Raw genomic sequence first — 26,677 nt, 5'->3', positions numbered from 1 at the left:
TTTGCTGCAAAAGTCTGGGGGGTACCGGACGGACACCGGACGTCGCAGGAGATGCGGTAAGTCAGATCCTCTCAGCTCATTGCGGGTGAAGCACTACATCCTCATAGAACTGATTTGCAAGCTGAGGATCGACCGCGGTAAGCCGCTCATAGATTTCCTCAACCCTCTTTCGCTGGCCGATCTCTGCATAGGTAATTCCGAGCCCGTAGATTGCACGGACATCGTCGGGACGAAGCGCAGTCGCATGATGGAACGCACCAATCGCTTCGTCGTAGCGCTTCAGGAGACGGAACTGGATCGCCAACTGCCGCCATGCTGGGGCATAGTTCGGATCTAGGCGAATAGCCTCTTGCAACGCTTCAACGGCAGCCTCCTTGTGTCGCCCTCGGTGCTCTGCGATTCCGAGCGCCAACCAAGCGACGGGGCACTCTCTCTTCAGTCGTATGGCTTCTCTGGCTGTTCTCGTCGTTTCCACATAGCTAAACAACAGGTCCGAATAGGTGGCTTGAAAATATGCCAAGTTTGCCCAAGCCTCCCCAAGATCTGGTTTCAGCCGGATTGCTTCCTTTGCCGGTGCTTCCGCCAACAGGGGCTGGCCCATTTGAAGATGCGCTTCGCTCTTTGCGTTCCAAGCTTCCGCAGTTGAGGGAAGCAGTTTGATCCAGCGGTCCGCGTGTTCCAAGAGGCCCGACCAGTTATTCGCGGCACGAAGCTTATTGGCTTGTACTTCCCACGCCCTCGGGTCCGTAGCCGAGAGCTGCTGCGCAATTGCGCCAGTCATTAGGAAAATTGAAACAACGGCTGCGACAAGGAAACGCATGCACCTTCTCCGTATGTAAGTGGCGTTGAGGTCACTGGACTTGCGCAGGTTCGCGCGCGAGTTCCGATAGTCCCCAAAGTCAGGTTCCATATGCGCGACAAGCTTCAACGAACGCTTTACCAGCGACCGTGGGATTAACTCGGCCAAAACTTTCTCCTCCGCCCCAGGTCATGCCGGGCCGCAAACATCCTAGGCGAGCAAGGTTACTAAGCGAAATGACGACTTCGTCGCTAGGAAGCGCAAACTGCAGCTCCTTTTCTTCCTTGATACGGGCGTGCACGGGCAAATCAGCAGTCGTTATGCCATCGTGTTGACTCTTTTCGAACGGAAGCGCATACAAGACGTCGAGAATTTGCGCGTCCAATGGCGTTAGCTGCTCAAGAATTACAGCGTAGGAACGGCGCACTTCGCTATGGAAGTTTGCATTTGCAGCGTTAACCAGAAGCGCAGCCCATCGGTCTTGAAGGTCGTCGTTTTCTTCCAAGCTGGCGCCCTGCATGATGGGAATGAGGAGCTTCAAAGGTACGGGGCGCGTAGGCGCAGGCAGACCAGCGGCCCGGAGGAAATCTTGTGCGCGTTGCATGAGCCGTATTTGCCGCTCCCAGCGCATGTATCTCAGGCGATCCTCAAAAATTCCGATTCCTTGCTCGATGGGGCCAGCAATAAACGTTGCAATGAATCCACCGGCCTCACGTGCTGCATCGATCGCCTTGCCAGTTGTCTTCGCAACCTCCTGTACGGCTTTGGCCTCTTCTTCCATGATCATCTCGGTGGGTATGGAACCTAACGCGGAAGTGCGGGGCAGCCGGAGCGAAGCTTACGGCACCGCAAGCGCACCTTTTGTCTGTCCCGCGCAACTGCAGGGTTAGTCGGGGTTTGCATGGCAACTCGGTCTTGCTGGCGCGGGTGGAGGGGGCGGAGCTGGCCACGGTGCAGGCTTGGGCACACTTCCACGCTCGTCCCTGTGACCTACTTCAGTTAGACCCATTTTTAATACCCCTGGAAATTAGAACTTGCTCGTAACACTCTCTTTGCAGCTTCTTGTCGTCGGTTGGCAAGTCGGACGTCATTCTCCCAAGCTCGACCTCGGTCTCTTTTAACTTTTTAAATTTAGGTTCAGAAAATTCAACCTTGTCGATCTCTCTCCAGATCGACGAGTACTCAATTTCAAGCGCGTGCCATCTCGCACTTAAATCTGTCATTGCGACTGATCTTCGGGTGTAGCTCATGAATGGCAGTGCCGTTGCAATAACTGCTGTAATTGCCGAGAGCCACTTCCATATATCCAGTAGCTTCAGATCACCAAGCGCAGACAAAACTGCAGCAGACGAGAGTACTGCAAGCGCAATTTGTGAGCACCTATCGAGAAAAACAAAGCTTGCTCCTTTGGCATGCCAATATCGTCTTTGGTAGTCGGCTTCGAGCATTGCGTCCCAAACTGCTGTACGTTCAGTCGTAGAGGCCATAAAAGGCTGACGTTTGAGTTGACCGGTCTCGCGCGGCTTTTCGCGCGAGGTCCGCTCGACTGCTAGGTTGGGCATCACTTTTTCGTCCTCTTCGACGGTATGAGTTGAAAGATGCGACACCCGTATTTTGTTTTCCCTAGGTCGGCCACCATAGGCTTCCCTCGCTCCGAGAGTTGTGCAGGAAGTTTCAGTTTGTCCAGGTGACTCTTGCGACCAAAGATGCAAAGTAGTGACGCAGCCTCTGGCCGTACCGAAAGAACAGACTCAAGTTTCGCGACGTCATTATCAACGTTTGGGGATGGAGACCTTATCCACTTGACCTCTATGGCTAGTTTGAGGGAATTCTTTGTAGCGGCGAAATCAAGGCGCTTCTTATCGCCACTCGGAGCATGCTCAGCGCCAGGGCAAGGATATTCGCATCGAACCTCAAAACCACGCGCCGTCAGTATGCGGAGTATTGGTTCGTATAAGACGTATTCGCTGAATGCTTGATTCATTTCGCACGCCGCGAGATAGCTTACATAACTAGCAAGACCACGCTTAACGCGATAAAGCACGTCAGTCAATTCTCGATTGGCATCAGTGGTTGAGGTCATTGAAGTCATCATGCCCCTAACAGTTAATAGGCGGCCCGCCGGTCCGCCTATTTATCATCCTGAGGAACGGGCCGGTAACGTCCTAAACCGTTGAGTTTTTAGCATTTCTTTATTCTCTCCTTTCGATCGCTGGTTGACGAGAAGGAGGCGCGGTCAAGTATCGACCCATTTCGCATTATTCTCAATCTTTTGTCGTCTGCTATAGGAGTGAAGGTTATGGGGCCAGTTACGTACGTCGTCGAGGTAACACACGGCGTCAGGAGTCCCCTGGACCAGCTGTAACGAACGTTTCCGGTCCTTGCTCAGGTACAGCTCGTTACACAAAGCCTCCGAAAGACCTACAGACGCACTCGGGTAATCGCCCTAGACTGCAATCGTTGCTTCAGCGCCCCCCGCTGGCAACAGTTTGACCCTCCCTGACTCATCGCAAAGATGAGACTTTCAATCCCGTGCCACACTGGCGCGGGATTTTTTTTGCCTCGCTACGGCACAACCGTCGTCATCCTGCTCACTTCCTTGGCGAGAATCCGGTACGTGTCCTTGTCAAAACTCGGTTTGCCACTCGCCAGGAGCGCCTGCCTGTCCTCGTCCGAGCGGGCATACCCGAGGTAGCACCACGCATCAATGACGTGCGCCCCCTCCCCTTCGGCCAGGAACGCGGGCCCGGGGAATGGCCAAGTCGTGAGCGCCAGGTCGGAAAGCGCCGTCCGTAGGCGCGCACTGTGGGTTTCAAGCGACTCCGCGCCGTGGCACGCCCCGCGACAGCGACCCAACTGGCTCCGAAAACACGGCTTGCCGAGCGCTCCGCGTTCAAGCCCGAGCGCCACCAGACACAAGCCCTCGGTTCGCGCGATCTCCTCCATCGCCGTCGTCGCGGCCCGCCGGTTACGGAACAGACCGTAGAGGTTCGGCTGGCGCCCGAAATCGAGATCCCGGGCATAACTCAGCTCAGCGCGGCAGTAACCCAACCCCTGGTCGCTCAAGCGCCATGAACACAGCTCGCGATTACGCCGCAATTGACGGTTGAGCGTCGGCTGCAGCTCCTTGACGAGACGCGCCTCGGTAAGCAGGGCGTCGACCTCGCCCGCGCAGGCGATGCCTTCAATGCGGCGCACTTGTTGCGACAGGCTCATTTCCTTGGCGTCGGAATGGTCGGCCGCGAAATGCGAGAGCACCCGCGTTCGTACGTGGCGGCTCTTGCCCACATAGATCGGCAGCCCGGTTTGTCCGTAGAAGATGTACACGCCGTGTCCCGTGGGCAGGGCATCCACGCTCGCTGCGTCGACGTGTGCGGGCAGGCTCAGGCGTGATACGAGCTTTTGCACAAGAACGCTTAGCGCTTCGGCAGGCACCGTGCGGCGCACTGTCTGCCAGAAGGCATAGAGCGCCAATGCATCGGGAAGCGCCCGGTGTCGGCCGGGAACGGTCAAGCCATGGCGTTCAATCAGGGCATCCAGTCCATGGTGGGCGAACTCTGGAAACACCTGGCGCGACAGGCGAACGGTACATAGCTGCGGCGGACGAAAGTCGAATCCGACGCGTCGGAATTCGTTTTTTAGGAACGCAAAGTCGAACCGCGCGTTATGCGCAACGAACAAGTGACCGGCCAGCCGCTCACCGACCTCGGCCGCGAGCCCGGAAAAGGCGGGCGCCTCGGCCACCAGGTGGTTCGAGATGCCCGTGAACGCTTCAATCGCCGGCGGAATCCGCGTTTCGGGATTAACGAGATGACTCCACGTCGCGGGCTCGCCGATTCCATCCCAAGAGACGATCGCGATTTCGGTGATGCGATCCCGTGTGGCCAGGGTGCCGGTTGTCTCCAGGTCGACAAAGGCCAGCGGCAGTTCAAGGTAGTTCATGGCGCGGCAGAGACGAAGGCAGAACGCGGGATACGCACTTAACCGATTGTCTCATCCCGCGCGCCAACCTAGCGCCGCATTCGAGCTACCGGCGGGTTCCTGGGGTGGGTTTTGCAGGCATATGGTCGAGCACTTCCACGCGATCGAGGCGAATCCCCGCATCAGCCGCTTGGCCTCGAACTTCCGCGTGGGAATGGCACCCGTCCACGCGCCCGTCCTCGACTCCGTTGCGCAGAATTCGACCCCCAAAGATGCCTGGCCCACTGCGGAAGATCTGTAAAACAACGTCCTCTTTCATGTCGGCTTTCTCCTTTCGCGCCGCCATTCCCATGGCGGCATCGGGTCCGCCTCACGCCAAAGACCCACGCGCGAGCGCTGCGCCGCCTCCTGCAGCCCGTAGAGGCCGCGATCAGTCACATACCGGTCATAGACCCAGGCCATACCACGCCGAACCTGCTCCGCGTTGGCGTCGCGTCCCCGGCATACGATCCGAGCCACCGTGCGGCCGTAACGGTCGGTGGTCTGCGCCCGGATTTCCGCTTCCACCCCAAAACACAATTCGGCCAAGGACTGACGCGACTTCTCCCCGAACGGCTGCCGCTTCTCTGGCGCGTCAATCTCGGCCAGTCGAATGGTGATCTGCTCGTAACGTCCCGCCGTAGCGCATCGCGTCTTTACCGTGTCGCCGTCGGTAATGGCCACCACCAGACAAAGTGCAACCGCCGCAGGCGTCACCACCGGTCGGGTTTCCTTCGCATGTTCATATACTCATGTACTCATATAGTCACGGCCGTGGAAAGCCGGAGTGGTCTACCCGTTCCTTTGGGAAAGAGCTTTCTCGATTTTCTTGTCAGTCTTGTATTGGCCGAGGGCATACACGGCCCAAATGGTCGCCGGCAGCCAGCCGATGACCGTGATTTGGAGAATCAGACAAACGATGCCCGCGATCGGCCGGCCGATCGTGAAGAACGTGAGCCACGGCAGAATCAAAGCAATCAACAAACGCATTTTTCCTTCCCCCCGTTCGATGTCGTTTCATCGAAGCCATTAGCCTAACAGACCGCGCCAACGTAGGAACTGACAGGGCCGCAAGAGATCAGGTATTAATGACGTTGGAGCTCATGCTACCGGCAAGGTGTCATCAGACAAGCTAATTTGTCTCGTTTTCCAAAAAGCCGAAGGCTCTAAGGCAATTCGTCAGTTCCGGTTCCGCCTCCCCCACGGCTACATCGGCCAGCATGCCCAACAGAACCGCGCGGGCAAAGTCAGGTGCTATTTCCTTGGCTTGCTCCATCGTAGGGAAGTGCATGCCGTCGGTCATACCCAGGTAAAGCAGCGCATAACACCCCTCATCTTCCTTAAAGACCGTCATACGCGCGCCCGCGTACCACGCCGTTTCAAGGTTTTCGCCCTCCGACACCCAACGGCCCTGCGGACGATTCGCCGGATGATGTCGGCCGCTGTAGGCAATGATCGAATGGAGCCCACGATAACCGTCCATGACTTTCCCGATACTCATAGCGTCTTCCTTCCTACTACCCGAGTACGTCTCTGACAGAAGAACGCCCTACCAAAATCCCCGCGCACTTCGCTTTAACCGGCGCCGTGCGCACGCGAACCCCTGTCGCGCGTTGCAGTCAATGAAAGGCAGGTGTCGATTCCTACCCCGAGAGTCGGCCCGTTGGCCCACCGCAGTAATCAACGAGAGCCCGCCATGTGTTACTCCGCCATGCTCTGGGAAGACTACCACTCCTACATCAGGCGCTACGGGGCACACATTTCCATCGACGAATTCGTCCGCCTCTTCAAGCGGCGTCGGGACGGCAGCCGTCTCCTCATCCCCAAAGGCATGGCCGACGCGTTCATGGAACCGGTCAACGCGCAGGAGCGCGAGATCAAAACCTTGATCGACGAGTTCAACGAGGCCGAGGCCGCTCGTCTCGAAACCGAGTTGTTCAAGCAACGGACACGGCTCGCCGACGCCGAGCGTCAGTTGAAGGTGAAGACGACCAAGAAGGCTGAAGAGGATCGACGCATCAGTCAGGCGAAGGTTGCGCAGCTCCTCGGTCGGCTGAACGATTTACGCCGCACCGAACCGCAAGAACGCGACCATCGCATCTACCCGGGGTACTACGCGCCGGTGATGGTGGAAGAAGGCGGTCAGCTCGTCCTCAAGCCCATGCGTTATCAGTGCCGACCGCAAGGCAAGCCGGCGCTGTACGACCGGAAATTCCCCGGCACCTACAATGCCCGCCGTGACAACCTCGAAGGGTTCTGGAAAGGTCAGTTCGGCCATACGCACGCGCTGGTCGTCGCCACGTGCTTCTTCGAAAACGTGAGCCGCCATCGTCTCGAAGGCCGAGAACTCGCTGAAGGCGAAGCCCCGGAAAACGTTGTCCTGAAGTTCGAGCCACCCCCGGGGACGCTCATGCACATCGCCTGCCTGTGGTCCCGCTGGAGCGGACCCGAAGAACCGGATCTTCTCTCCTTCGCGGCGATCACCGATGCGCCCCCACCCGAAGTGGCGGCGGCCGGCCACGATCGATGCATCATCCCGATCACACGCGACAACGTGCATGATTGGCTTACCCCGAACGGCGATCGGCAACGTGCCTACGCCATCCTCGATGCGCGCGAGCGGCCCTACTACGAGCACAAGCTCGCGGCATGACCATTTCGTTCTTGGGAAGCGATGAGGGACTCCGTTGCTTGACCATAAAACGACACAAAGTATGCTTTCAGCATTGTTACTTTGTTCTCGATTGCTAGCACATTCCATTGAATTCTTGGAATGCAGGAGGAACAACAGCGTACGTTCCGACTTGGACAACGGCGGTAACGGGCGGTAGGAAAGCTGCAAAAGGACGAACTTACTTTCGGTACTCATACTTACCTATAAATTATCCCCAGCCAATCGCATCCATTAACGGGGAGATATATATGGATAAACCTAAAGGACAACAGCTATAGGATAGGGGGGGGGTAAGTATGCGCACGGATGGAGGGGCAAGTATGCGTACGGAAGGGGGGTAAGTATGCGCACCGAGGAGGGTAAGTATGCGTGGACAACTTACGTTATCCACAAGGTTATGCAATCAATGGCCTACGTCGCGGGATCGGCGGCGGTGAACGATGCAACCGTATTCCATCGGCACATATGTCCACCTTGGCGTCTGGATAAACGTGGAGGGCCGCGTGCAGCGCCTTGGTGTAAGCCCTTTTGAAGTCTCTTGCGGCATGTTTTCCGCGGTACTCTTGCCCAAATTGACCATACAGATTTGCCCAGCGCAAAAAAACGGGCTTCTCGGGCACGCGATGCAACCTTTCGGCAAGCATGAAGTACACATCCAAAGCTAGCGCGGAGTAAGACAACGCGAAAACAGCATGGATGTTGCAGGGGACAGCGTGTTCGCGCAACGAACTAAAATAGTCCGTCGACAAAACGAACTTGCTCTTTTGGGCGCTGAGATCTTGAGTTCCAGGTCGCATCACCCAACGATCGAATTTCTTGATTGGTCGCTCATTGCACGTGCTAATCCGTTCGCCCCGCCTAAAGCCAAACGACATTTCGCACGCAGCCATTGCCAGCAACTGTTTTTCAAACATTCTGTTGTTGCCCTTTTTACCGCCTGTGGACGTCTTCCCCATCATGCGGAGGCATTCTGCTTTGCTTCCTCCGCCAACAACCTCGGGAGTTTGGTTTCGTATAGCGTAGGTGTTAACGAAAGCCAGAATCATTCGGGCCATCGGCCCATAAGGTAGAGGTTGCTGCACCCATTCCTTGCCATCCCACAGACTACCGGCTGCGATGCGTAATGACGAGTTACCGCACTGGCGTTCGAATACATAGTCTGCCTGCTCGGACCGCGGCAATGCGAGCTGGCACATCGTTGAGTGCATATATACGATGTCATTGCTCTGAGGTTCGGTCGTTGAGATCCTGATTGCTCGGTCGAGCAACTTGATCTCTTGTCTTGATAGAGCGAGCGCAGACAAACCTTAACCCTCAGATGAGTCTGCCCGGTCGGTCAGGACCTTCGCTATGTCCGCTGTCCTAAAGTAGACTCGCCGACCTAACTTCAGCCTAGCTGCGTTGATTTCTCTCGTCCAATCCGAGTTCGCGCGCAAACTAATACGCAACCCTTCCGCCGAGCGGTCGAGCACTTTTGCCAACTGAGCGACGCTAAGCAGAGGGCCAAACTGAGTCGTAAGTGCATCTTCGATTTGCATACGCTGTGCATCCTTCAAGTACGTAAGTGAGTGATTGAAGGATGCCGCGCAAATGCACTATGATCGTCGGAAATAGTTAGAACATAGTTGACAAGATGGTCCGAGCGAAAGAAGCGCGAAAGCTGATCTTCGACGCAAAGCAAGGTCGCTTCCTCGAGGAGCAGGAGACGTCATCTAGTCGATTTCGGCAAAAACTCAGGCATCCATACGAACAGAGCTTTTGCGAGTTATGCTGGAGGGTTACTGAATTTGCTATCGCAACCGAGGCCCGCGTCGTTTATAAGCGGGTAAATAAGGTGATTGCGAAGCCTGTGCCGATAACGGACTCAATGCGCGAAGAGGTTCGCAAGGATGTAGATGCGGTGGTTCTGCGCTTTAAAGAGGCGTTGGCAGGTAAGCGTGGTCCTTCGGAATATGGAATGCTTCTGGCTACATACTGCGACCCGATCGACATGCGAGGGGACCGCTCAATCGAAGCATTCCGCGATCAAGCGGAACGCACGTTGCTAAACGCCGCTTGGGCACGACGGGGAGACCTATTGAGCGCTACTAGGCTACCGGGGCAGCTCAAAACCACCCCAAGACCTAGCAAACTCTATTGTGAGTGCCACAACCCAAGGCGCAGCGACGAAGCACGCCGGGCATATCAGCGAGATCGACGATTTCAAGCCGAGTTCGGTGCGTTGATTAAGGCAATCTGGATGGTCCGGGCAGGAGAACTTCCTACATCTGACATAGAGGCCCATGCCTATGTGAGACGTGAGGCCTACCACCAGCTTCAAAAAATGAAAATGCCACCCACGCGTTCGATTGTCGAGCTGCAAGAAAAAGGCGAAACCAGTCGAACGGCAATGGCAAAGCAACTCGGCATCTCGCGGCAAGCTGTTTCGGCCGCAATTAAACGTCAAAAGCGTGTCGCAACCGCCGACGCTGTTGTTAGAAAGCGCCTCGGTATCGAGCCAATCGAAGGAGTGGAACATGCGTCACGATCTTCCGCCGCACAGGAACCTGTAAAACAGTTTCCGTAGATTCTGCAACTACCGCCGCTGATTGTTCAGCGCCTCGCTCTCGCGCCGCGCCTGCGCGGCCTCGTACTCAGTCACCTCCCGCCACTGATCGACCGTCAACGGCGTGAGCTTCCATACCTGCGTCAAATAGCGGTCGGCTGTAGGCGAATGGTTGAGTTCTGATCCGGTCACATAACGAGCCTCGCGGTCTTCCTCCAACGTAGAGACGCCGTACAAGGGTTTGGGCCAGGTGTCGGTTTGGGCCTGACCCGGAAGCCGCTGCAGCCGCGCCACGGGCAGCTTAAACCCCTCGTCCATGTGTTCATAAGCAATGGTGAGCAAGCCGGCGTACCGATGCCCGAAAGCGGTCTGCCAAAGGGGCATACGCTTCCCTTTGTCGAACATGAGCTGGCAAACGTAATACATGGGGGAAAGAAGTCCAGTTTTGACATGCCTGTATACTGTATATCAATACAGTATACAGGCAAGCGCCATCCACAAATTCTGTGGAAAACCGCAGGAACAACCGGGCGGATTCCAGAACGAGCAAGGGCGCAAGCACAACGCCAAAAACGATCAAGATATGAAAGGCGTGGCATTCCACGCCGTTCGCCATGGGAGGCGACCGCGCACCGCGGCTTGAGGGTGTAGATGCCCAATTTGAATCAGGAACAGCGGGGCAGATACGCCTCGGAATAGTTCGAGCTGCTAGCGTTTGACCCTATCTAGCTTCGCGACAAGATCCTCTGCTCGCAAATGAGTGTACCGCTTCAGCATTTGCATGGACTTGTGCCCGCTGATAGCTGACACCTCTTGATCGCTGAGCCCCGCCTCGACGAAGCGACTGACGGCCTCGTGTCGAAGATCATGAAAATGGAGGTCCGCACACCCGACAGAACGCTTCAAGTCGAGCCAAACTTTATTAAAGTTATACGGCCGACGTTGCCCGTCCTTACCTGGCTCCCCAAAGAAAATCAGGTCAGTGTCAATGGGGCGTACAGGGTGAGAGAGCGCCTTTTGAAATAGCGCGGTGGCTCGTGATGTAAGCGGTACGGTACGCGGTAATGTGTTCTTCGTTTTTATAAGGCGCACTATTCGTCTCTCCAAGTCCACTTGACTACGACGAAGCGATGCAATCTCGGTCGAACGCATCCCGGTCTCAATCGCAATGCGTACGATCCACCCAAGCATCGGGTTAGAGTGCGAATCTACTGCCTCAAGCAGCCTACCCTCTTCATCCGCATCAAGGCGTCGATTACGCCCTGGCCCGGGCGCAGGCCTACGGACATTCAGAACCGGATTATAGGTAAGGCCAAGGCCCCATTCTTTCAGCGCAATGGTGAAAAGGTGACCGAGCAATGCTAGTTCAAGGCGCACCGTATTTCCGGCCCTCGGGACAGGGGCTCCTGCTTTGTCCGATCTATCCTCGCCAGCAAGCCGTTTGTCACGATACTGAGCGACCAACTCAGCCGTAATGGCCGCAAGGGAATATTTGCCAAAGAACTCGATTAAAGGAACGGATCGTCTCACCTCGCTCCTTTGAGTCAAAGGGCGTTTGTGGGGCGTGACTTCCGCCAAATAGCGTTTGATAGCCTTCTCGAACGTGAGCTGTTCAGATGGCCCGCGCTGAATAAACAGGCCACGAACCATTTCGTCCTCTGAACGGCGCGCCCAGTCTTCGGCATCTTTTTTGAGCCTGAAGGTCTTTATGGTGGTGGGAAAGCCGGCCTTCCGGATGACGGCTTTCCAAGTGCCAGATGGCGTCTTGACGATGGTTGCCATAGTGCCTCGGACTCCCTGCGGAATTGATCACTGTACCGACATTGTACCGAAAGCTTGTTTATGGCATTCTCAATCGCAATTCAAGAGCACAAGAAAAAGCCCCTGATCCTTGCGGACAGGGGCTCTCGTGTTGGTGGGCCCGCAGGGACTCGAACCCTGGACCAAAGGATTATGAGTCCTCTGCTCTAACCGACTGAGCTACAGGCCCGGAAACGGTTAATTGTTGCCGGTATCAAGAAAGCTGCGTAGTTTGTCCGAACGCGACGGATGACGCAACTTCCTGAGGGCCTTCGCTTCAATCTGGCGAATACGTTCCCGGGTAACGTCGAACTGTTTTCCGACTTCCTCGAGCGTGTGGTCAGTGTTCATTTCGATGCCGAAGCGCATGCGCAGCACCTTCGCTTCACGCGGCGTCAGCGTATCGAGCACGTCCTTGGTGATAAACCGAAGGCTTGAGAACAACGCCGCGTCGGTTGGTGCCAGGGTCGCCGAGTCTTCGATGAAGTCGCCGAGATGGGAATCGTCGTCGTCGCCGATCGGCGTTTCCATCGAAATCGGCTCTTTGCTGATCTTGAGGATTTTGCGGATCTTCTCTTCCGGCATCTCCATCTTTTTCGCCAGAGTCGCCGGATCAGCTTCCATGCCGGTCTCTTGCAGAATCTGCCGCGAGATACGGTTCATCTTGTTGATCGTCTCGATCATGTGCACCGGGATGCGGATCGTTCGCGCCTGGTCGGCAATCGAGCGGGTGATGGCCTGACGAATCCACCACGTGGCGTAAGTCGAGAATTTGTAGCCGCGGCGATATTCAAACTTGTCCACCGCTTTCATCAGACCGATGTTGCCTTCCTGGATCAGGTCCAGAAACTGCAAGCCGCGGTTCGTGTATTTCTTGGCAATGGAAATGACCAGGCGCAGGTTGGCCTCAGTCATTTCACGCTTGGCGCGACGTGCCTTGGCTTCGCCCGTGGACATCTGCTTGTTGATGTCCTTGAGTTCCTTCAGCGGGATGCCGATCCGGTCCTGCAGAGCGAGCAGCTTCTTCTGCTCTTCCTTGACGTTCGGTGCATTGCGGGCAAGCACGCCGGCATATGGCTTATTGGTCGCCGCGGCAAGCTCCTCGTCGACCCAGTCAAGATTCAGTTCGTTACCCGGGAATACTTTGATGAAGTGCGGGCGCGGCATCCGTACCGTGTCGACGCAGATACGCTGAATCTTGCGCTCACAGGAGCGGGCTTCTTCGACCATTGCACGCACCGAGTCGCACAGGCGCTCGATCGTCTTGGAGGTGAAGCGAATCCCCATCATCTCCTCGGAGATCTTCTCCTGGAGTTTGAGATAGGACTTGTCCTGCGATCCCTTCTTGACCAGCGCGCTATGCGCCTTGGCATAGAGTCCCTTGATGATTTCGAGTTTGGCGAGGCCCTCTTCCTTGAGCTTGAGCAACGACGCCGCCGCAGCGGCCCCTTCGGCGGATTCGCCGTCATCGCTCTCGTCGTCGACGTCGGCCACCTCTTCTTCCGCCAGTTCTTCGAGCGGTTCATCCTCGGCGTTCGGGTCAACCAGCCCGTCAATCAGATCGTCGATGCGCATCTCGTCGCGGGCGATCTTGTCCGCGCATTCAAGAATCTCGGCGATTGTGGTGGGGCAGGCGGAAATCGCCTGGATCATGTGCTTGAGGCCGTCTTCGATACGCTTCGCGATCTCGATTTCGCCTTCGCGGGTCAGAAGCTCGACGGAGCCCATCTCGCGCATGTACATGCGCACTGGATCCGTCGTCCGGCCGAACTCGGAATCAACAGTCGACAGCGCCTGCTCGGCCTGCTCCTCGACGTCCGCATCATCCGCGGCAACCGGCGGCGCATTGTCGGACATGAGCAAGGTCTCGGCGTCCGGCGCCTCGTCGTAGACCTGGATGCCCATGTCGCTGAACGTACTAATGATGCTTTCAATCTGCTCGGCGTCCACGACATCGTCGGGCAAATGGTCGTTGACCTCGGCGTAGGTCAGGAAGCCGCGTTCCTTCCCGAGCTTGATCAACGTTTTGAGACGAGTCTTGCGCGTTTCTTCGTCGATCGGCGAAGGCTGGCTACCGATCTGTGCCAACAACTCTGCCGCCTTTGCCTTCGCCGTTTTACTGGTTACCGCTTTTTCCCTTGCCATGGACACTTCCCGCTAAGCTTTGAACTGGAAAACATTAAATTATATCACAGGTTAGGTGTACCCGCCCGAGCGCTGCGGGTATTGAGAGCTTCCAAATAAGCCTGCTTTTCCTCGCTTGACAGACCGGCCACCCCCAACTTTTGAACCTTTGCCTGCAACATAGCAAATGCGCGTCTGTGTTCCCCCTCGATCAGGCGCTGTACCGCACCTTTGAATTCGGCTTCTATATCGTCTTCGGCAAAAGGCTCTTGCATTAGTTCGGCCGCCGCTTCACGCAAGACTGTCTCGTCCTCCGATCCACGCAATCGCTCCAAGAGAGCCGCGTATGACGGGGTCGGCTCCCCTGCCGCCAAAATCTCGTCACAAAGTCGGCGGACAGCTCGCGCGTCCGCCGTGTCTTCGGGCAGCACGTTGAGCGGCAGCAATTGTGCGAGTTCAGGCTTTTGCAGAAGCATCCGCAGCAGTGGGCGCAACAAGGAAGGTGCACGCCTCGGCGCTTTCGCCGGAGCCGGCCTCGCAACGGGCCGCAACTCACATAGGCGCTCAACTTCCGCCTGCGAGAACCCGCTCGCTTCAGCCAGTCGCTTGACCAACTGTAGTCGCAATAACGGCGTTTGCAAGCGGCCAAGCAGCGGTTTCGCTTCGGACACGAGCCGCGCGCGCCCCTCGGCGCTCGTCATGTCGCAGTGCGAAGCCAGTTCACGCAACAGAAACTCGGACAGCGGCATCGCTTCAACGATCAGTCGTTCGAAAGCTGGCGCCCCTTCCCGACGAACGAAGCTGTCAGGGTCGTCCTCCGGCGGAAGGAAAACGAAGCCGATGCTCTTCTGCTCAGGCAGCGCTTCCAGGCTATTCTCCAGCGCACGCCATGCCGCCTTGCGGCCGGCAGCATCGCCATCGAAGCAATAGACGATGCGGCTCACTTGACGCAGAAGTTTTTGCACGTGCATGGCCGTCGTCGCCGTGCCAAGCGTGGCAACGGCGTTGCCGACACCGTGCTGGGCAAGGGCGACGACGTCCATGTAGCCCTCGACGACGACCACCGCGTCCTTGTCGCGTAGGGCCGCGCGGGCCTGCGGTAAACCGAACACCTCTCGCCCTTTTTCAAAAAGCGGGGTTTCCGGGGAATTCAGGTATTTCGGTTCGCCGGCACCGAGAACTCGGCCGCCGAAGGCGATCACTTCGCCTTTTTGATTGACGATCGGGAACATCACCCGGTCGCGGAAACGATCGTACAAGCGCCCCTGATCGTTGCGAATGACCAAGCCGGCGGTCTGCAGTTCGGCGTTCGCGTAGTTGTCGAAGGCGGCTTCCAGGTTTTGCCATCCGTCGGGGGCATAACCAATCCCGAACTTTTGTGCCACCTCCCCGCTGAGCCCACGTTGCTTGAGGTACTCAATCGCCTTGGGAGACCGTTTCAGCTGTTCGTAGTAGTACTTGGCAGCGCGCGCCATGATTTCGGTAAGCCCGACCGTGCGCGGGCCCCCTTCTTTCTGTCGATGATCGTCATCAGGGACCTGCAGCCCAGTCCTCGACGCAAGTTCTTTGACGGCGTCGACGAAACCGACACCCGAATACTCCATGAGAAACCCGATCGCCGTACCGTGCGCACCGCAGCCGAAGCAGTGATAGAACTGCTTAGCGGGGCTGACGGTAAACGAAGGCGTCTTCTCGTTATGGAAAGGACAACAGGCGGCGTAATTTGCCCCAGCCTTCTTGAGCGGGACGTAGGCGTCCACCAGGTCAACGATGTCCACGCGATGCAGGAGTTCCTGGATGAAGGACTCTGGGATCATCGGCGCAAACTAGGTGGTACTTGGCGCTGTTCGGCCCGTTTGGGACCTGATAGCCCGGCCCAAGGGACTATTGGCTCAGGGCTGTCTTGACGAGCTTCGACACTTCAGCCATGTCGGCCTTGCCCGCGAGCCGGGTCTTGAGGACCCCCATTACCTTGCCCATATCGGCCGGCCCCTTGGCGCCGAGTTCCGCAACAGCATATGCCACAGCCGCGCCGATCTCTTCGCGACTCAATCCGACAGGCATGTACGCCGACAAAACGTCAACTTCCCGTTGCTCGGCGTCGACGAGGTCCTGTCGTCCGCCGGCTTGGTATTGGGCGATTGAATCACGGCGCTGTTTCAGCATCTTCTCGATCACGGTCACGACGGCCGCGTCATCGAGCGTAATCCTCTCGTCGACTTCTTTCTGCTTGATCGCTGCCAGCAGGAGTCGAATCGCACCCAATCGGGCCGTTTCACGCGCCCGCATTGCGGCCTTCATATCTTCGTTGATGCGTTCTTTCAGCGTCATGGTCAACTCCTTGCGCCGTGTGGCGCGGCCAATTGAGTTCCCCGGGTCGTAGGCGCAATCTAACCAAGGAGCAGAAGCGCAAATAGCCGCCTATCCACAGACAGGCGGCTATTCCATAATCGGTAGACCGGGACTAGTAGAGCTTGGGAGGCAGGGTTTGGCTGCGCATGCGCTTGTGATGGCGCTTCACCGCCGCCGCCAGCTTGCGCTTGCGCTCGGCAGTAGGCTTCTCGTAAAACTCGCGTGCACGAAGCTCGGTGAGCAGACCGGTTTTTTCGACGGTGCGCTTGAAACGGCGAATCGCTACTTCGAACGGCTCGTTTTCCTTCAGGCGGATGGCTGGCATTAACTGTTTCCTAGTTTCAGAATTCGACGACAGATTACAACTGAGCCGGGCATTATAAACAAAAACACTCTCGCTTTCCAAGCCCCTCGTGTTCCGGTAAAAGTTCGGCCGGCGACCATTGGTACCGCAAGGTAGAATGGCGCCCATGCTGATTCTCGGAATTGAGTCTTCCTGCGACGAAACCGGCGTTGCCCTCTATGACACCGAGGCAGGCGGAAAGCTGGTTTCGCACGCCCTCCACTCCCAAGTCGCCTTGCACGCAGAATATGGAGGGGTTGTCCCCGAACTTGCTTCGCGCGACCACATCCGACGCACCGCCCCTCTGTTGCGAAAAGTACTGGCGGACAGCGGGTGCGCGTTGAGCAGCGTCAAGGCCATCGCGTACACCCAGGGCCCCGGTTTAGCAGGAGCTCTACTCGTCGGGGCTGCATTCGCTGAAGGACTGGCGAGTTCGCTCGGCATACCGACTGTTCCGGTTCATCATCTCGAGGGACACTTGCTCTCGCCGCTGCTGTCCCGACGCCCCCCCACGTTTCCATTCATCGCGCTGCTCGTTTCGGGAGGGCACAGCCAGCTAATGCGCGTCTCTGGGGTCGGGCAATACGAACTCCTCGGGGAAACGCTCGACGATGCGGCAGGCGAAGCATTCGACAAAACGGCGAAGTTGCTTGGTCTGCCCTACCCCGGAGGACCTGCGCTTGCCGAATTGGCTGAGAAGGGCCGTCCCGAAACGGTCACCTTACCGCGGCCGATGCTGAACTCCGGGGACCTCAACTTCAGTTTCAGCGGCCTGAAGACGGCCGTTCTCACCGCGGTTCGGGAACTCGGCGAACTGGAGGATCAGCAGCGTGCGGACATTGCTCGTGGCTTCCAGGAGGCCATCGTCGACGTCCTGGTCAAGAAATCGATGCGGGCGATGAAGGAAACGGGGCTGAAACAACTGGTTGTTGCCGGTGGCGTGGGAGCCAATCGTGAACTGCGGCGGCAACTCGACGCACGCGCCGCCAAGGTCCGCGTTTCCGTTTTCTACCCCGAACTTGAATTCTGCACCGACAACGGCGCGATGATCGCTCTAGCCGGCGCTCTGCGCTTTCAGGCTGGTCTGTCGATCAAGACGGCAGGGGCTTTCGCCGTACGGCCGCGCTGGCCGCTCACCGAACTCAACGGCCGCGGCTGATCAGGATTTCTTGCCGCCGATCCGAGGCTCCGAGCCGCTCATCAAGCGCTGCAAGTTCGCCCAGTGTTTGAGAATGAGCGCAAAGGCCAGTATGGAAACGACGAGGATCATCCAGTCCCTTCCCCACAGAAGGAAAGCATACGCGGGGGCCGCAACGGCCGCGATCAACGCCGCCAATGACGAATAGCGCAAGGTGAAGGCGACGGCTAGCCACGTACCAAGGGTCGCGAGGCCGAGCCATGGGTCGATGGCGAGCAGGACTCCGGCTGCCGTTGCTACCCCCTTGCCGCCCTTGAATTTGAGAAACACTGGGAACAGGTGCCCGAAAAAGGCCGCTAGCGCGACCCCGCCGACAACCGCCGTACCCAAGCCAAACGACGGACCGAATCTTTCAGCGAGAAAGACGGCTAGCCAACCCTTCGCCATATCGCCGAACAAGGTAGCGGCGGCAGCGGCCTTGTTGCCACTACGCAAGACATTCGTAGCACCGGGGTTTTTCGAGCCGTAACTCCGGGGGTCGGCGAGTCCAAAAAGACGGCTGCAAACGACGGCGAAGGGAACCGACCCCAACAGATACGCGGCGAGGATAGCAAGTAGGGCAACGACGCTATTTGGCATGAGATGATCCGGTAATGTTGGTTGATGTCTGAGTTAGAATTCCGGCTCTATTCGGGCGCAGCCGTGCGCCCGGCCGCGATTCTACACCGAGCCCCTCACCGCCGCATGGACCTCATTTTTATCGACGACCTTCGCCTCTCGACGCTAATTGGGGTTTATCCACGCGAGCGCACGGTTCCGCAAACAATAGAGCTTTCCTTGCAGATCGGGACGTCGACAGCAGAAGCCGGTGTCAGCGATGATCTCGGCGACACAATTGATTATGCGTCGGTCGTAGAACGCCTCCGCCACGAGCTCGAAACCAAGCACTTCAGCCTTTTGGAACGGCTAGCCGAGCATGTCGCCGCAGTGCTGCTCGCCGATTTCGGCGCAAAGTGGGTGCGTGTCTCAATCGCCAAGCTCGGCATGATGAACGGCGTCCGCCGCGTGGGCGTCGTGATCGAACGCGGCACCAAACAAGGCTGAACGTTTCCATTCAGCCCTTGAGAGCGACCTCGACAACTTTGGGGGACAGTGCACGGACGAGATCGTGCGGATGGATGCCGACAAGGAAGCCACGGCGCCCACCGTTGATGTAGATGAGCGGCAGGTCGAGTATCGACTTCTCAACACATATCGGCATCGTTTTCTTGGTCCCGAACGGACTCGTTCCGCCAACCAGAAATCCCGTATGCCGATTGGCTACTTCGGGCTTGCATGGTTCCACCTTCTTGCAGCCGAGTTGTCGCGCCAGCTCTTTCGTCGACACTTTGCAGTCGCCGTGCATAAGGACGATCAAGGGCTTGGCGGTTTCGTCCTCCATCACCAGCGTCTTGATCACCGCATGCTCATCAACATTGAGCTCTCGCGACGAAACCCGTGTTCCACCGTGCTCCTCGTACTCATACAAGTGGTTCGAGTGGGCGATGCCGTGCTGACGCAGGAACTTCGTTGCGGGCGTCTCGGGCGCGTGCTCAGGTCTCATGTCAAATCCGTTGCAAGTCGTGGATTGCAATCAGCATAGCAGAAGGTTTTGGATGTTCGCTCAACCGCGTGGGTGGTGTTTGGCATGCAGCGACTTCAAGCGCTCACGTGCCACGTGGGTGTAAATCTGTGTCGTCGAAATATCGGAATGCCCCAGCAGCAATTGGACGACCCGCAGATCGGCGCCATGATTCAGGAGATGGGTAGCGAACGCGTGCCGCAATACGTGCGGTGACAAACGCGCCGGGTCAATATCCGCCAGGACAGCGTAACGCTTGATCAGTTGCCAGAATGCCTGTCGCGTCATGGCGCCGCCGCGCGAAGTGACGAAGAGATCGTCGCACGGCTTCCCAGCCAGCAACGCTGGCCGACCTTCCTCCAGGTAACGGCGCAACGCGTCGATGGCTTCCTCGCCGAGCGGAATCAAACGTTCCTTGCTGCCCTTGCCAAAAACACGCACGACGCCCATGTCGAAGTTAACCTCGTGCAGGCGCAATCCTACGAGTTCCGAAACGCGTAAGCCAGTCGCGTATAGCGCCTCGAGCATGGCTCGGTCCCGCAGCCCACGAGCATCATCGTTTGACGGGGCGGCAAGCAGCGCCTCGACCTGCTTCTCAGAAAGGACTTTCGGCAGTCGCGACGGCTTGGCCGGCATATCGATCTTCAAGGTCGGATCGATAGATATGCGCCGGTTGGCCAGCAGATAGCGATAAAACCGCCGAAGCGTCGAGATGTACCGCGCTTGCGACGAGGCTCGTAGCGTCCTCGACAGTGATGCGACAAAAGCCATCAGCACCGACTCATCGGTGGTTACGAGCGAACAGCGAGCATTTTGGGCAAGCCAACTCGCAAGACGCACGAGATCGCTGCGGTAACTCGCCAATGATGTTTTCGAGAGTCCATCTTCCAGCCAGAGGCTATCGCAGAAGGTATCGATCTCGGCAATGTCGGCGGCTACCGCAGCCGCGACCTCAGTGCCCTTCATGCGCCAACAGCCACCGCTTCACGTCGAGCATGAAGCCGCTGCCGTTACGGGAGAAACCACCCAACCCACCTCCGGCCGCGATGACCCGATGGCAGGGAACGACAAGAGGGAATGGATTGGCACCGCACGCCTGTCCCACGGCACGGGGTGCGTTATGCAACGCCCGAGCAACGTCGCCGTAGCTACGCGTCTGCCGGCTCGGGATACGCGCGATTTCATCCCACACGCGCCGCTGGAAGGCAGTGCCGGAGGGACGCAAAGGGAGTCCGAACGAAAAATCTGGGTCGGTCAGGTAGGCGTGCAACTGGCGGACCGTTTCCGCCGCAAGAGCGTTAACCGGGTCGGCCTCTGGACGGGGTTCAAGGTAATCAAGCCTGAGAACTTCCGCTTCGTCGCAAACGACGCCTACACTGAAGCAAGGAGCAGCGACAATCGCCTGATACCCGGACGTCGACAACCTCATCGGAACCCTCCTCACGTCATGATCGGACTTGCCCGTTCCCAAGCACGATCCATTTCTGGCTGGTTAGCCCTTCCAGACCCACGGGGCCGCGGGCGTGAATCTTGTCGGTGGAAATACCGATCTCGGCACCCAGCCCGTACTCGAAGCCGTCCGCAAAGCGCGTGGAAGCATTGACCATCACGCTGGCCGAGTCCACCTCGCGCAAGAAACGCATCGCGTTCGAGTAGTTCTCGGTGACGATGGTTTCCGTGTGATGGGAGCCGTAGTGGTTGATGTGGCCAATTGCTTCGTCAAGCCCCGCCACGACCTTCACGGAGATGACCGGGGCGAGGAACTCGGCGGCGTAGTCCTCTTCAGTTGCCGGCTTGGCACCGCTCACCAAAAGCAACGTCTCTGGGCAACCGCGCAATTCGACGCCTTTGCTCGTCAGCATGGACGCGACCGGCGGTAACAAGCGCACGGCCACCGAGCGCGCGACAAGAAGCGACTCCGCGGTGTTGCAGGTGCCATAGCGCTGCGTCTTCGCGTTCTCAACGATCCGTAACGCCTTATCGGCATCGGCATCGTCGTCGAGATAAACGTGGCAGTTGCCATCGAGGTGCTGAATCATCGGCACACGAGCTTCGGCAAGCAACCGAGAGATCAGCCCCTTGCCACCGCGCGGCACGATGACGTCAACATATTGGCGCATTGTGACGAGATGGCCGACCGCGGCGCGATCGGTCGTATCGATCACCTGCACGACGTCCGCCGGCAAGCCGGCCGACTGCAATCCTTCATGCACAAGCCGCGCAATCGCGCGATTGCATTCGATGGCTTCGGAACCCCCGCGCAGAATTGCTGCGTTGCCGGACTTGAGGCATAGCGCGGCGGCGTCGGCCGTAACGTTCGGCCGCGCTTCATAGATGATGCCGACGACGCCCAGCGGAACGCGCATCTTTCCCACCTGGATTCCACTCGGCCGTATCTTGAGTTCGCTGATTTCGCCGACCGGGTCGGGTAAGGTCGCTATCTGATCGACACCTTCCGCCATAGCCGCGATACCTTTTTCCGACAGAGTCAACCTGTCCAGCATGGCGGATTCCAACCCGGCTGCCCGCGCGGCCGCAAGGTCCCGCTGGTTCGCCTCAATCAACACGCCGGCTTCTCGGCGGATTGATTGCGCTATGCTTCTCAACGCTTGGTTCTTTGCATTGCTGTCCGCGCGAGCGATATACCGCGAAGCTTCGCGCGCCCGCCGGCCGACTGTTTCGACGTATTCCCGGATCTCCATACGAGCTTGCTCAAGCGTGGTCAAAACGGGATTATAGCCAGCAAGGTAACAAAACCCTTAATGGAACCATCGGAAAGCGATACACTCTTAGTGCTACAGATTCTGTTCCTTATGAGCCATGAACGAGAAATTGATCATTCCCGCTGAAGTAAAGATTTGCGCGACGTGCAGCTATTGGGACGGTGAGCGCAAGATCGATCCGGAACTGCGGGTGGTCGTAGTGGCAGACGGATGCAAAGGCGAGTGCCTGGTTCAAGGGAAGTGCTGCCAGGGCCTGAACGATGAGTTCGAATGGCGGGACGATTGCCTCTGGGAACATCTTGCCCCCGACACTCCTCCCGACGAAGAAAAGAAGTAGTAGCGCAATAGCGGCGAAACCGCCGCCACCATCATGGATTCGGCTTACGAAAGCGCAAGGCCGAGCCGCAAGAATTCATTCCAAACGTTCCCCACCCCGATTCCCTTGACGAGGCGATCAATGCGTGCCGCGCTCTCTAGTGCTGTGTTGATGGCCGGGATTTCGACCCGCTGCAATGCACGTTTGAACAGCGACTGACGCGGACCCCAAACCCGGGCTTCCTTCAGCGCCGCATCGAGAGACTGACGGGCTGTCAAGCAGGCTTTCGCGGTGGCCAGCGCGCGCACTTCCTCGGTCAGAGCCCAAAGTACAAGCGGAGGCGCTTCGCCTTCCTGCTCAAGCCCGTCCAACGTGCGTGTCAAACGAGCGATGTCCCCCACCAACAACGCTTCACGCAACCCATCGAGATCGTAGCGGGCGACGTTAAGTACGGCGGACTGTACTTGATCCAAGCTCAACGCACCCGCCGGATACAGCAATCGCAGTTTCGATATTTCCTGATGCGCTGCGAGCAAGTTACCTTCAACGCGTTCGGCGATGAAGCGCAAGGCCTCCGGCACAGCCGTCTGTTCCTGACGCCGCAAACGCCCCGCGATCCACGCGGGCAATTCCGCCAAGCCGGGCGGAACGATCTTGATGGCAACGCCCGCTTCCGTAAGGGCTTTGAGCCAAACGGCTTTTTCCTCGCTCCAGTCCAGTCCTGGCAAGGTCACCAGCAATACGGCATGTTCGGGAGACCGGGCGCAGTATTCTTGCAGAGCCGCACTCCCTTCGCGCCCTGGCTTGCCGGTCGGGATGCGCAGATCGAGAAGCTTCCGATCCCCAAATAGCGAAAGGTTGCCCGTCGCTTGGTAAAGGTCGGCCCAATTGAAACCGGAAATCGCCGTCAGCACTTCCCGCTCGACGAAGCCCCTGCCTCGAGCCGCGGCTCGGATCGCGTCTGCCGCTTCGATGACGAGCAAAGGCTCGTCACCATAGACGACATAAACCGGCTTGAGGTCGCGCTCAAGGTGAGCCGCCAATTGCTCGGCCCGCAACTGCATCGCCTACTCCGGCTCCGGAGGTGTTGGCTTGGTCGCCGCCAGACGCCGCATCAACTGCTGGACGAGGTCGGTTTCCATATCGCGCCAGAGGAGGTCCTCTTCCTGCGTTTTCGCGAGGACGTCCGAGTCGGCATAGGTCACTGTGCGCGTCAATTCGACGACGTTAGGCGAAACGAGGTCTCGCCCCTTATTGTCCGCCACGCGGTAACCGTAGCGATAACGAAGCAGTTTTTCGCGCACGCGGCCGGAGCTCGACAGTGATAGTATGATCGACTCCTTCGTCTCCGTCGTTGGCTGAAACACTGCCTGCGCATCGGCCGCCGTGTCGGCAATGCGCGTTGCTCCCGACGCCCGGATCGCGCGCTTGAGGCCTGCGCCGATCAGAGAGTAATCGGCAACCGAGAGATAAATGCTCTCGTAGGGAAGCGAGTACGACCCTCGCAGCTGAAACCCGCAGGCACTCATCAGGAGTACCGCTGCCAAAGCAATCCCCGCTGCGAACGAGGATGGGACCAGAAAAAACCCAGCACGCTTCATACGACGATATTCACCAAACGACCAGGAACAACGACGACTTTCATCGGCGTCTTTCCGTCGAGATGCTTTTGAGCAATTTCACTCGCCAGCGCAGCCGCCTCAATCGCCACTTTGTCCGCAGCCGCTGGAACGCGAATGTTGCCGCGCAGTTTGCCATTGACCTGCAGCACCAATTCGATTTCGTCTTGAGCAAGAGCGGCGGGATCGACCTTCGGGAACCGCTGCGCCCCCGCCGTCTGCCCTGGGCAAAGCTCCGCATAGAGCGCTTCGCAGACGTGCGGCACGATCGGGTAAAGCAGTAACACCGCAGCCTCCATTGCTTCCTGCCGCACTGCTCGCGCGACTTCGGACTTGTCCTCGAGTTTCACGTAGGCATTCAGGAGTTCCATGACTGCGGCAATTGCCGTATTGAACTGCTTACGCCGACCGTAATCGTCGGCGACCTTGCCGATCGTCTGGTGCACTTGGCGGCGGAAGGACTTCAGTTCCGCCGGCAATTCAGACACGCCACCTTTCGGGTACGGAGCAACAACGCCCTGCTCGACGTGTTCGAACACGAGACGCCACACCCTTTTGAGGAAGCGGAACGCCCCTTCGACCCCCGCGTCGGACCACTCGAGCGACTGGTCAGGAGGGCTGGCGAACATGATGAACAGCCGCGCCGTGTCCGCCCCGTATTGATCGATCAAAGCCTGCGGGTCAACACCGTTGTTTTTCGACTTTGACATCTTCTCGATGCCGCCGATGTGCACCGGCTGTCCATCAGAGCGCAATACCGCCGCCACCGGCCGGCCACGCGCATCGCAAGTCAGTTCGACGTCGGCCGGATTGATCCAGTTCTTCTTGCCCTCGCTGTCTTCGCGATAGAAGGTCGGTGCGACAACCATGCCTTGCGTCAGCAGGTTGGCGAAAGGCTCGTCGAGTTTCTCATTCCCGAACAACCGGACATCGCGCATGAGCTTGGTCCAGAAGCGCGAATAGAGGAGGTGCAGGATGGCATGCTCGATGCCACCGATGTACTGATCGATTCCCCCCTTGCACCAATAGTTGACTCGTTCGTCGACCATGGCTTTATCGTTATCCGGGCAGCAGTAGCGCAGGAAGTACCAGGACGATTCGACGAAGGTGTCCATCGTGTCGGTCTCACGTCGCGCAGGTTTGCCACACTTCGGACATGTGCACTCGTAGAACTCGGGCATTTTTGCCAGCGGACTTCCGGCGCCAGTCACGGTGACGTTTTCCGGGAGCACGACGGGCAGTTGATCGTCGGGAACCGGTACGTCACCGCACGATTCGCAGTGAATGATGGGAATCGGACATCCCCAATAGCGCTGGCGCGATATGCCCCAGTCGCGCAGACGGAATTGGGTCCGCTTGGCTCCGAGCCCCTTGCTTTCCAGATCGACGGCAATCGCGTCAAACGCCGCCTCAAAACCAAGCCCGTCGTACTTGCCCGAGTTCACGCAGACACCGTAGTCGGCGTAAGCGTCCTGCCATGGTGCGTTCACTTCGGAGTACGCCCCCGTGGCCGATGCAATCGACATACGTATTTCCAGACCGTACTTCCTCGCAAAGGCGAAATCGCGCTCGTCGTGCGCCGGCACCGCCATCACCGCGCCTTCGCCGTATCCCATCAGCACATAGTTGGCTACCCAGACTGGCAGCTTTTGGCCGCTAAGCGGATGGACGACATACAGCCCCGTGGGCATGCCCTTCTTTTCCATCGTCGCCATGTCGGCCTCGGCAACGCCCCCGCGTTTGCACTCTTCGACAAAGGCGGCTAATTCAGGATTGTTGCGAGCCGCCTGCGTGGCGAGTTTGTGTTCGGCCGCTACAGCAACGTAGGTCGCGCCCATCAACGTATCGGGCCGGGTCGTGAACACCTTCAGCAGCCCGCCTTCGCCGATCGTGGCCTGATCGTAAGGGAAACTGATCTCGCAACCGTAGCTCTTGCCAATCCAGTTTTTCTGCATCAAACGGACCTGTTCCGGCCACCCCCCGAGATTGTCCAGGTCGGCTAGGAGCTCCTCGGCGTATGCGGTGATCTTCATGTAGTACATCGGGATCTCGCGCTTCTCGATCAGCGCACCCGAACGCCAACCGCGCCCGTCGATCACCTGCTCGTTGGCGAGAACCGTCTGGTCGACCGGGTCCCAATTCACCGTTCCATACCGCTTATAGACAAGTCCTTTTTCGAATAGCCGGGTAAAAAGCCACTGCTCCCAACGATAGTAATCGGGCTTGCACGTCGCCAGTTCGCGTTCCCAGTCAAGCGCGAATCCCAGGCGCTTGAGCTGCCCCTTCATGTACTCGATATTGGAGTAGGTCCATTTCGCCGGCGGAACATTGTTCTGTATCGCCGCGTTCTCCGCCGGCATGCCGAAGGCGTCCCACCCCATCGGTTGCAGCACGTTAAACCCTTGCATCTTGTGGAATCGCGCCAGCACGTCCCCGATCGTGTAGTTGCGCACGTGCCCCATGTGCAGTTTCCCGGACGGATAGGGAAACATCGATAGGCAGTAATACTTTGGACGGGAACTGTCTTCAATCGCGCGCGCGGCAGCCGTCTTCTCCCAGTGGGCTTGCGCGGCGACTTCGATCTCTTGCGGTTGGTATTTTTCCTGCATGGCGGGCTAGCGTGAGAAATGGACTAAATCGCAAATTATACGCGCTTGCCTTGC

Annotated in this window: 27 protein-coding genes and 1 tRNA gene; 5 read left to right on the top strand and 23 right to left on the bottom strand. The window is 58.0% G+C overall.

Annotation, left to right across the window (positions count from 1 at the left end):
- Positions 1–76: 76 nt before the first annotated feature.
- The 7 genes from NZ453_RS08635 to NZ453_RS08605 form a co-directional block, all read right to left on the bottom strand.
- On the bottom strand, positions 77–820 hold the full coding sequence (locus NZ453_RS08635) for a tetratricopeptide repeat protein (RefSeq protein WP_263770114.1): 744 nt from the start codon (positions 818–820) through the stop codon (positions 77–79).
- A gap of 79 nt (positions 821–899) precedes the next feature.
- A complete protein-coding gene (locus NZ453_RS08630; protein ID WP_263770112.1) occupies positions 900–1,580 on the bottom strand; it encodes a DUF4393 domain-containing protein in 681 nt (226 codons plus the stop codon).
- A 214-nt stretch (positions 1,581–1,794) separates the two neighbouring features.
- Positions 1,795–2,361, bottom strand: coding sequence for a hypothetical protein (locus tag NZ453_RS08625; protein WP_263770111.1), 567 nt, complete (start codon positions 2,359–2,361; stop codon positions 1,795–1,797).
- 1,003 nt (positions 2,362–3,364) lie between these two features.
- Positions 3,365–4,741 carry a 3'-5' exonuclease family protein gene (locus tag NZ453_RS08620; RefSeq protein WP_263770109.1) on the bottom strand — a complete coding sequence of 459 codons (1,377 nt, stop codon included), beginning with the start codon at positions 4,739–4,741 and terminating at the stop codon, positions 3,365–3,367.
- 294 nt (positions 4,742–5,035) lie between these two features.
- Positions 5,036–5,479, bottom strand: a complete 444-nt coding sequence (locus tag NZ453_RS08615; RefSeq protein WP_263770108.1) for a thermonuclease family protein — start codon at positions 5,477–5,479, stop codon at positions 5,036–5,038.
- 72 nt (positions 5,480–5,551) lie between these two features.
- Entirely contained in the window at positions 5,552–5,749 is a 198-nt protein-coding gene (locus tag NZ453_RS08610) for a YqaE/Pmp3 family membrane protein (protein ID WP_263770107.1), read from the bottom strand.
- Between the two features lie 142 nt (positions 5,750–5,891).
- Entirely contained in the window at positions 5,892–6,260 is a 369-nt protein-coding gene (locus NZ453_RS08605; protein WP_263770106.1) for a hypothetical protein, read from the bottom strand.
- A 195-nt stretch (positions 6,261–6,455) separates the two neighbouring features.
- Between NZ453_RS08605 and NZ453_RS08600 the strand changes: the two genes are divergently transcribed.
- Complete coding sequence (locus NZ453_RS08600; protein WP_263770105.1) at positions 6,456–7,412, top strand: SOS response-associated peptidase family protein; 957 nt, start codon at positions 6,456–6,458, stop codon at positions 7,410–7,412.
- Between the two features lie 416 nt (positions 7,413–7,828).
- Here the strand turns inward: NZ453_RS08600 and NZ453_RS08595 are convergent, their stop codons facing one another.
- Positions 7,829–8,641 (bottom strand): replication protein RepA, encoded by an 813-nt coding sequence (locus tag NZ453_RS08595; protein WP_263770104.1) that lies wholly within the window; start codon positions 8,639–8,641, stop codon positions 7,829–7,831.
- 425 nt (positions 8,642–9,066) lie between these two features.
- Between NZ453_RS08595 and NZ453_RS08590 the strand changes: the two genes are divergently transcribed.
- A complete protein-coding gene (locus tag NZ453_RS08590) occupies positions 9,067–9,999 on the top strand; it encodes a hypothetical protein (RefSeq protein ID WP_263770102.1) in 933 nt (310 codons plus the stop codon).
- 9 nt (positions 10,000–10,008) lie between these two features.
- Here NZ453_RS08590 and NZ453_RS08585 read toward each other — a convergent pair whose 3' ends face one another.
- The 7 genes from NZ453_RS08585 to rpsU form a co-directional block, all read right to left on the bottom strand.
- Positions 10,009–10,404, bottom strand: a complete 396-nt coding sequence (locus NZ453_RS08585) for a hypothetical protein (RefSeq protein WP_263770101.1) — start codon at positions 10,402–10,404, stop codon at positions 10,009–10,011.
- A 282-nt stretch (positions 10,405–10,686) separates the two neighbouring features.
- Positions 10,687–11,760 (bottom strand): integrase, encoded by a 1,074-nt coding sequence (locus tag NZ453_RS08580; protein WP_263770100.1) that lies wholly within the window; start codon positions 11,758–11,760, stop codon positions 10,687–10,689.
- A 131-nt stretch (positions 11,761–11,891) separates the two neighbouring features.
- Positions 11,892–11,968 (bottom strand) — tRNA-Ile (locus tag NZ453_RS08575).
- An 8-nt stretch (positions 11,969–11,976) separates the two neighbouring features.
- On the bottom strand, positions 11,977–13,923 hold the full coding sequence (gene rpoD / locus NZ453_RS08570) for an RNA polymerase sigma factor RpoD (RefSeq protein ID WP_263770099.1): 1,947 nt from the start codon (positions 13,921–13,923) through the stop codon (positions 11,977–11,979).
- Positions 13,924–13,967: 44 nt separating this feature from the next.
- Positions 13,968–15,719 carry a DNA primase gene (gene dnaG, locus NZ453_RS08565; RefSeq protein WP_263770098.1) on the bottom strand — a complete coding sequence of 584 codons (1,752 nt, stop codon included), beginning with the start codon at positions 15,717–15,719 and terminating at the stop codon, positions 13,968–13,970.
- Positions 15,720–15,786: 67 nt separating this feature from the next.
- Positions 15,787–16,233: a GatB/YqeY domain-containing protein gene (locus NZ453_RS08560; protein WP_275983123.1), complete on the bottom strand. Its 447-nt coding sequence runs from the start codon at positions 16,231–16,233 to the stop codon at positions 15,787–15,789.
- 133 nt (positions 16,234–16,366) lie between these two features.
- A complete protein-coding gene (gene rpsU / locus NZ453_RS08555; protein WP_153109694.1) occupies positions 16,367–16,579 on the bottom strand; it encodes a 30S ribosomal protein S21 in 213 nt (70 codons plus the stop codon).
- Between the two features lie 145 nt (positions 16,580–16,724).
- On the opposite strand from rpsU, the gene tsaD reads away from it, so the two are divergent.
- Positions 16,725–17,756, top strand: a complete 1,032-nt coding sequence (tsaD, locus tag NZ453_RS08550) for a tRNA (adenosine(37)-N6)-threonylcarbamoyltransferase complex transferase subunit TsaD (protein ID WP_263770096.1) — start codon at positions 16,725–16,727, stop codon at positions 17,754–17,756.
- Here tsaD and plsY read toward each other — a convergent pair whose 3' ends face one another.
- Complete coding sequence (gene plsY / locus NZ453_RS08545; protein ID WP_263770095.1) at positions 17,757–18,374, bottom strand: glycerol-3-phosphate 1-O-acyltransferase PlsY; 618 nt, start codon at positions 18,372–18,374, stop codon at positions 17,757–17,759.
- A gap of 105 nt (positions 18,375–18,479) precedes the next feature.
- Between plsY and NZ453_RS08540 the strand changes: the two genes are divergently transcribed.
- Positions 18,480–18,839, top strand: a complete 360-nt coding sequence (locus NZ453_RS08540) for a dihydroneopterin aldolase (protein ID WP_263770094.1) — start codon at positions 18,480–18,482, stop codon at positions 18,837–18,839.
- Positions 18,840–18,849: 10 nt separating this feature from the next.
- On the opposite strand, the gene ybaK is transcribed toward NZ453_RS08540, so the two are convergent.
- Genes ybaK through NZ453_RS08520 form a run of 4 tightly spaced genes read right to left on the bottom strand, consistent with a single transcriptional unit; the run spans position 18,850 to position 22,058 of the window.
- Complete coding sequence (gene ybaK, locus NZ453_RS08535) at positions 18,850–19,338, bottom strand: Cys-tRNA(Pro) deacylase (RefSeq protein WP_263770092.1); 489 nt, start codon at positions 19,336–19,338, stop codon at positions 18,850–18,852.
- A gap of 60 nt (positions 19,339–19,398) precedes the next feature.
- Entirely contained in the window at positions 19,399–20,322 is a 924-nt protein-coding gene (gene xerD / locus NZ453_RS08530; protein WP_263770091.1) for a site-specific tyrosine recombinase XerD, read from the bottom strand.
- Positions 20,309–20,785: a methylated-DNA--[protein]-cysteine S-methyltransferase gene (locus NZ453_RS08525; protein WP_263770090.1), complete on the bottom strand. Its 477-nt coding sequence runs from the start codon at positions 20,783–20,785 to the stop codon at positions 20,309–20,311. The genes xerD and NZ453_RS08525 overlap by 14 nt, the downstream gene beginning before the upstream one ends.
- A 16-nt stretch (positions 20,786–20,801) precedes the next feature.
- Positions 20,802–22,058: a glutamate-5-semialdehyde dehydrogenase gene (locus NZ453_RS08520; RefSeq protein WP_263770089.1), complete on the bottom strand. Its 1,257-nt coding sequence runs from the start codon at positions 22,056–22,058 to the stop codon at positions 20,802–20,804.
- A gap of 118 nt (positions 22,059–22,176) precedes the next feature.
- On the opposite strand from NZ453_RS08520, the gene NZ453_RS08515 reads away from it, so the two are divergent.
- Entirely contained in the window at positions 22,177–22,416 is a 240-nt protein-coding gene (locus NZ453_RS08515) for a hypothetical protein (RefSeq protein WP_263770088.1), read from the top strand.
- 44 nt (positions 22,417–22,460) lie between these two features.
- Here NZ453_RS08515 and holA read toward each other — a convergent pair whose 3' ends face one another.
- The 3 genes from holA to leuS are packed head-to-tail and all read right to left on the bottom strand — an operon-like array spanning position 22,461 to position 26,623.
- Positions 22,461–23,459: a DNA polymerase III subunit delta gene (gene holA, locus NZ453_RS08510; protein ID WP_263770087.1), complete on the bottom strand. Its 999-nt coding sequence runs from the start codon at positions 23,457–23,459 to the stop codon at positions 22,461–22,463.
- Positions 23,460–23,462: 3 nt separating this feature from the next.
- The gene (locus NZ453_RS08505) at positions 23,463–23,996 is read right to left on the bottom strand and encodes an LPS-assembly lipoprotein LptE (protein ID WP_263770086.1); all 534 of its coding nucleotides are present in this window, start codon (positions 23,994–23,996) and stop codon (positions 23,463–23,465) included.
- Positions 23,993–26,623 carry a leucine--tRNA ligase gene (gene leuS, locus NZ453_RS08500; protein ID WP_263770085.1) on the bottom strand — a complete coding sequence of 877 codons (2,631 nt, stop codon included), beginning with the start codon at positions 26,621–26,623 and terminating at the stop codon, positions 23,993–23,995. Before leuS ends, NZ453_RS08505 begins: the two co-directional genes overlap by 4 nt.
- Positions 26,624–26,677: the final 54 nt, after the last annotated feature.

This window comes from Propionivibrio soli, from assembly GCF_025770765.1.
In the GTDB taxonomy this organism is placed as follows: Bacteria; Pseudomonadota; Gammaproteobacteria; order Burkholderiales; family Rhodocyclaceae; genus Propionivibrio; species Propionivibrio soli.
The sequence above is the reverse complement of the archived record's forward strand: the minus strand, read 5'-3'. Positions and strand labels throughout refer to the sequence as shown.

Bases quoted from the DNA above. Each gene is read 5' to 3' on its own strand.
- NZ453_RS08635 (WP_263770114.1), bottom strand. From the start codon at position 820: ATGCGTTTCCTTGTCGCAGCCGTTGTTTCAATTTTCCTAATGACTGGC.
- NZ453_RS08630 (WP_263770112.1), bottom strand. From the start codon at position 1,580: ATGGAAGAAGAGGCCAAAGCCGTACAGGAGGTTGCGAAGACAACTGGC.
- NZ453_RS08625 (WP_263770111.1), bottom strand. From the start codon at position 2,361: ATGCCCAACCTAGCAGTCGAGCGGACCTCGCGCGAAAAGCCGCGCGAG.
- NZ453_RS08620 (WP_263770109.1), bottom strand. From the start codon at position 4,741: ATGAACTACCTTGAACTGCCGCTGGCCTTTGTCGACCTGGAGACAACC.
- NZ453_RS08610 (WP_263770107.1), bottom strand. From the start codon at position 5,749: ATGCGTTTGTTGATTGCTTTGATTCTGCCGTGGCTCACGTTCTTCACG.
- NZ453_RS08605 (WP_263770106.1), bottom strand. From the start codon at position 6,260: ATGAGTATCGGGAAAGTCATGGACGGTTATCGTGGGCTCCATTCGATC.
- NZ453_RS08600 (WP_263770105.1), top strand. From the start codon at position 6,456: ATGTGTTACTCCGCCATGCTCTGGGAAGACTACCACTCCTACATCAGG.
- NZ453_RS08595 (WP_263770104.1), bottom strand. From the start codon at position 8,641: ATGCACTCAACGATGTGCCAGCTCGCATTGCCGCGGTCCGAGCAGGCA.
- NZ453_RS08590 (WP_263770102.1), top strand. From the start codon at position 9,067: ATGGTCCGAGCGAAAGAAGCGCGAAAGCTGATCTTCGACGCAAAGCAA.
- NZ453_RS08585 (WP_263770101.1), bottom strand. From the start codon at position 10,404: ATGTATTACGTTTGCCAGCTCATGTTCGACAAAGGGAAGCGTATGCCC.
- NZ453_RS08580 (WP_263770100.1), bottom strand. From the start codon at position 11,760: ATGGCAACCATCGTCAAGACGCCATCTGGCACTTGGAAAGCCGTCATC.
- rpoD (WP_263770099.1), bottom strand. From the start codon at position 13,923: ATGGCAAGGGAAAAAGCGGTAACCAGTAAAACGGCGAAGGCAAAGGCG.
- dnaG (WP_263770098.1), bottom strand. From the start codon at position 15,719: ATGATCCCAGAGTCCTTCATCCAGGAACTCCTGCATCGCGTGGACATC.
- NZ453_RS08560 (WP_275983123.1), bottom strand. From the start codon at position 16,233: ATGACGCTGAAAGAACGCATCAACGAAGATATGAAGGCCGCAATGCGG.
- rpsU (WP_153109694.1), bottom strand. From the start codon at position 16,579: ATGCCAGCCATCCGCCTGAAGGAAAACGAGCCGTTCGAAGTAGCGATT.
- tsaD (WP_263770096.1), top strand. From the start codon at position 16,725: ATGCTGATTCTCGGAATTGAGTCTTCCTGCGACGAAACCGGCGTTGCC.
- plsY (WP_263770095.1), bottom strand. From the start codon at position 18,374: ATGCCAAATAGCGTCGTTGCCCTACTTGCTATCCTCGCCGCGTATCTG.
- NZ453_RS08540 (WP_263770094.1), top strand. From the start codon at position 18,480: ATGGACCTCATTTTTATCGACGACCTTCGCCTCTCGACGCTAATTGGG.
- ybaK (WP_263770092.1), bottom strand. From the start codon at position 19,338: ATGAGACCTGAGCACGCGCCCGAGACGCCCGCAACGAAGTTCCTGCGT.
- xerD (WP_263770091.1), bottom strand. From the start codon at position 20,322: ATGAAGGGCACTGAGGTCGCGGCTGCGGTAGCCGCCGACATTGCCGAG.
- NZ453_RS08525 (WP_263770090.1), bottom strand. From the start codon at position 20,785: ATGAGGTTGTCGACGTCCGGGTATCAGGCGATTGTCGCTGCTCCTTGC.
- NZ453_RS08520 (WP_263770089.1), bottom strand. From the start codon at position 22,058: ATGGAGATCCGGGAATACGTCGAAACAGTCGGCCGGCGGGCGCGCGAA.
- NZ453_RS08515 (WP_263770088.1), top strand. From the start codon at position 22,177: ATGAACGAGAAATTGATCATTCCCGCTGAAGTAAAGATTTGCGCGACG.
- holA (WP_263770087.1), bottom strand. From the start codon at position 23,459: ATGCAGTTGCGGGCCGAGCAATTGGCGGCTCACCTTGAGCGCGACCTC.
- NZ453_RS08505 (WP_263770086.1), bottom strand. From the start codon at position 23,996: ATGAAGCGTGCTGGGTTTTTTCTGGTCCCATCCTCGTTCGCAGCGGGG.
- leuS (WP_263770085.1), bottom strand. From the start codon at position 26,623: ATGCAGGAAAAATACCAACCGCAAGAGATCGAAGTCGCCGCGCAAGCC.